Genomic DNA, 4,058 nt, shown 5'->3' on the forward strand with positions numbered 1-4,058 from the left:
CTTGAGCGCGCCGAGCGCGTCGCCCGCGGCCAGCGCGCGCGCGGCGGCGGCGATCAGGGAGTCCATGAGCGCGGCGCCGCTATTCGATCCAGGTCCGCGCGCCCACGCCCTGGTATTGGCGCCGGTAGGCCGAGGGCGTGGTGCCCACCACCTGCCGGAACCGGCGCGCGAAATGGGCCGGCTCGGCGAAGCCCGTGCTCTCGCCGATCTCGGCCGCCGAGGCCGAGGTGAAGACCAGCAGCGTCTTGGCGCGGTCGATGCGCCGCTCGGTCACGATCTCCAGGAAGGTCTTGCCGGTCTCGCTCTTGAGCAGATGCGCCAGGTGGGTGGCCGACACGTGGCTGGCCTGCGCCGCGTCGCCCAGGGTCAGCTCCTGCGCCAGGTTCTGCGTGATGTAGCGGATGCAGCGCAGCACGGCCTGCTTGTACGACTGCAGCACCAGGCCCTGGGCCTCGCAATGGCGGAAGTCATCGCCGTAGCGCCGCCACACCATGCCGATCAGGTTCAGCAGGTGGCCGCGAATCAGCAGGTGGCTGGCCGTGTCCTCGCCCGAAGGCCGCTGCGCCTCCTGCGTCATGCGCTCGCACAACGCCTGCAGCGCTTCGGTCTCGGCCGCGTCGAAGCGGAAGTCCAGGCAGTGCTGGAAGCGGAACGGCGCGAGCTCGGGTGCGCGCGCCAGCGGCACTTCCGACAGCTCGAACACGTCGAGGTCGAGCGAGGGCAGCAGGTAGTCCTTGCTGATGTTGATGATGTGGAACACGCCATCGGCCGCGTTCGGGATGTAGTGGACCAGGAAGGGCAGCACGAAGCTCACCGTGCCGGGCCCGATCGGGCGCTGGCCGCCACCGATGTAGTGCGTGGTCTCGCCGCGTGTGTTGACGTAGATCTGGAAGTACTCGTGCCGGTGCGGCACCGGGTTCGGCAGGATGTTGGTCTGGTCGTGGATGCCGAAGTAGGCGCGCTGCGCCCGCGTGGCCATGGTGTAGTTGCCGATGGCGGGGCGTGCGGCGCCGGAGCGCGGCAGGGGCGGGTCGATGAGGGAGGGCGCTGGTTGCATGGCGGGCCTGGCACGAGGAATCGCAAGGATTGCATATCTTTGCGCAAGCCTGTGCGTTGAGGCCGAAGGGCCTCGTTCCTAGACTCTAGCCACTCCTTCACAACCCTTCCAGAGAGACAACACGCAATGTCCCCCAGCCCCGCGCCCGGCGCCGCCGACGCCCTCCAGGTCGCCCCGATCTCCATCGACATCGTCGGCAGCGACCGGCAGTTCCCCGTGCGCCGCGTCTACTGCGTGGGCCGCAACTACCTGGCCCACATCCGCGAGATGAAGGAGGGCGACGAGCGCGATCCGCCGTTCTTCTTCCAGAAGCCGGCCGATGCCGTGGTGACCGACGGCCGCGTGCCCTATCCGACGCTGACCGAGGACTTCCAGTTCGAGTTCGAGCTGGTGGTGGCGATCGGCAGCGAGGCCTCCAATGTCTCGCCCGACACCGCGCTCGACCATGTGTTCGGCTATGCGGCCGGCCTCGACATGACGCGCCGCGACCGCCAGCGCGAGTGCAACAAGCGCGGCCTGCCGTGGGAGCAGGGCAAGTCCTTCGACCACTCGGCGCCCTGCGGCCCGATCCACCCGGTGGCGCGCGTCGGCCACATCCGCTCGGGCGCGCTGAACCTCGTGGTCAATGGCAGCGTGCGGCAGGATTCGGTGCTCGAGAAGATGATCTGGAACGTGCACGAGATCGTCAGCGAGCTGTCGAAGCAGTACCGCCTGCTGCCCGGCGACCTGATCTTCACCGGCACGCCCGAAGGCGTGGGCCCGGTGCAGCGCGGCGACCGGCTCACGGGCCGCATCGAGGGCCTCGCGCCGCTGCAGGTCGAGATCGTCTGAACGCACAAGGCCAAGGAGACACCGCATGAAACCGCTCGAACGAATCGCCTATTCGGCCATCGCCGACCGTCCCGCCCGCCGGCTGCCCGGCGGCAAGCGTCTCGCCGTCTGGGTCATCGTCAACGTCGAGGAATGGAACATCGACGAGACCATGCCGCGCACCGTGCTGACGCCGCCGGCCGGCGGCTCGCCCATGCCCGACATCCCGAACTGGGCCTGGCACGAGTACGGCAACCGCGTCGGCTTCTGGCGCATGCTCGAGGCGATCGACGCGCTCGGCATCCCCGCCACGCTCGCCATCAACGGCTCGGCCATCGGGGCCTACGAGCCGATCGCCAGGGCGGCGAAGGCGCGCGATTGGGAGTTCATCGGCCACGGCTTCGGCCAGCGCAACATGCAGAAGGTGCCCGACGAGGCCGAGGACATCGCCAAGACCACCGAGGCGATCCGCGCCTACACCGGCAAGCGCCCGCGCGGCTGGCTCGGCCCCGGCCTCACCGAGACCTGGCACACGCCCGACATCCTGGCCGAGCAGGGCTACGAGTACGTCTGCGACTGGGTGCTCGACGACCAGCCGGTGGAGCTGAAGACGCGCAACGGCGGCCACATCGTCAACGTGCCCTACACGCAGGAATGCAACGACGTGGCGATGATGCTGATCCAGCACCACAAGGCCAGCGAGTACCGCGACCGCGCCATCGACCAGTTCGAGCAGCTGTTCGCCGACGCCAGGGATTCGGCGCGCGTGATGGCGCTGGTGGTGCATCCGTACATCATGGGCGCGCCGCACCGGCTGCGCTATTTCCGCGAGGCGCTGGCGCACATCCGCGAGCGCGAGGACGTCGGCTTCTTCACCGGCGAGCAGATCCTCGACTGGCATCTCGCGACGCGCAACGCCGCTTGAGACTTGCCCCCGGCGCGCGCCGCCGGGGCTCCCTTTCCTAGAACAAGAGTCTCGCCCCGGCGAGAAGGAGACAGATCGTGCATTCCACCACCTCGGCCCTGCCGCTGGCCGGCGACGCGCGCCGCGAAGCGCCCATCAGCGGCCTCGAGATCGCCATGTTCCTGGTGCTGCTCGCGTCCTACGCGCTCAATGCGATGGACCGGCAGATCTTTCCGCTGATCGCGGCCGACGTGCGCCGCGAGTTCGGCTTCGGGCTGGCCGACACCGGCCTGCTGTCGACCATCTTCACGCTCGGCATGGCGGTGGCCGGCGTGCCCACCGGCTACCTGCTGGCGCGGCTGTCGCGCAAGACCGTGCTGCAGATCGGCATCGCCATCTTCTCGCTGGGCACGCTGCTCACGGCCTACTCGCACGGCTTCGCCGACATGATCGCCTACCGCGCCGCCACCGGCATCGGCGAGGCGATGCAGCTCACGGTGGTGATCGCGATCGCGGCCAGCCATTTCGCGCGCTACCGCGCCACGGCCGTGGGCGCGATCAACTTCTCGTTCGGCATCGGCGCGATCGTCGGGCCGCTGCTCGGCGGCCACCTGATCGGCGCCGAGCGCGACTGGCGGCTGCCGCTGGTGGTGTTCGGCGTGGCGGGCTTCGCGGCCATGGCGCTGATTGCGCTCACCGTGGGCCGGCGCATGACCGAGAACGTGGCAGCGGCCGACACGCGCGCCGACCAGCGCGGCGCCGAGCGCATGTGGAACCGCAACACCGTGCTGCTGACCGCGATGAGCGTGATCGGCGGCCTGTGCATCTACGGCTACCTCGGCATGTACCCGACCTTCCTGCGCGAGCACCTGCACTACACGCCGGCCGACACCGGCCGCGTCATGAGCATCTTCGGCTTCGGCGTGTTCGCCTCCATCTTCGGCGGCTGGCTCGGCGACCGCTTCCACCCAAAGCTGGTGCTGTCTCTGAGCTTCGCGGGCACCGGGCTGCTGGGCTTCCTGCTGTTCTCCGGGCCCACCGGCATGTGGGTGCAGTCCGCGCTGTCCTTCGCCTGGGGCCTGGTGGTCAGCGGCGTGCTCTACGTGAACCTGGCCGGCTACCACATCAAGGCGGTGCGCGCCTCGCTCACCAACCGCGCCACCGGCGTGTTCGTCACCACGCTCTACGGCGCGGGCGCCTTCGCGGGCTACATCATCGGCGCCATCGCCGCGCGCCTGGGCTGGGGCTCGGCCGGGCTGCTGCAGATCACGCTGCTGGCGGCGCTGG

At 69.5% G+C, this 4,058-nt stretch carries 4 protein-coding genes; 3 read left to right on the forward strand and 1 reads right to left on the reverse strand.

Features of this window, described 5'->3' with window-relative positions; all coding sequences use genetic code 11:
• Positions 1 to 79: 79 nt before the first annotated feature.
• Complete coding sequence (locus tag AC27VN_RS34680; RefSeq protein ID WP_490879535.1) at positions 80 to 1,057, reverse strand: helix-turn-helix transcriptional regulator; 978 nt, start codon at positions 1,055 to 1,057, stop codon at positions 80 to 82.
• Between the two features lie 126 nt (positions 1,058 to 1,183).
• Between AC27VN_RS34680 and AC27VN_RS34685 the strand changes: the two genes are divergently transcribed.
• The 3 genes from AC27VN_RS34685 to AC27VN_RS34695 form a co-directional block, all read left to right on the forward strand.
• On the forward strand, positions 1,184 to 1,888 hold the full coding sequence (locus AC27VN_RS34685; RefSeq protein ID WP_490879536.1) for a fumarylacetoacetate hydrolase family protein: 705 nt from the start codon (positions 1,184 to 1,186) through the stop codon (positions 1,886 to 1,888).
• A gap of 25 nt (positions 1,889 to 1,913) precedes the next feature.
• Positions 1,914 to 2,792, forward strand: a complete 879-nt coding sequence (locus tag AC27VN_RS34690) for a polysaccharide deacetylase family protein (RefSeq protein ID WP_490879537.1) — start codon at positions 1,914 to 1,916, stop codon at positions 2,790 to 2,792.
• 77 nt (positions 2,793 to 2,869) lie between these two features.
• Positions 2,870 to 4,058 (forward strand): MFS transporter (locus AC27VN_RS34695; protein WP_490879538.1); only part of this gene is annotated, 1,189 nt, incomplete at its 3' end.

The sequence above is a fragment of the Variovorax sp. 20P10.2.4 genome (assembly GCF_058244205.1).

What these genes read in the sequence shown, in the direction of transcription:
- AC27VN_RS34690 (WP_490879537.1), top strand. Translation starts at nt 1,914, where the DNA reads ATGAAACCGCTCGAACGAATCGCCTATTCGGCCATCGCCGACCGTCCC.
- AC27VN_RS34680 (WP_490879535.1), bottom strand. Translation starts at nt 1,057, where the DNA reads ATGCAACCAGCGCCCTCCCTCATCGACCCGCCCCTGCCGCGCTCCGGC.
- AC27VN_RS34685 (WP_490879536.1), top strand. Translation starts at nt 1,184, where the DNA reads ATGTCCCCCAGCCCCGCGCCCGGCGCCGCCGACGCCCTCCAGGTCGCC.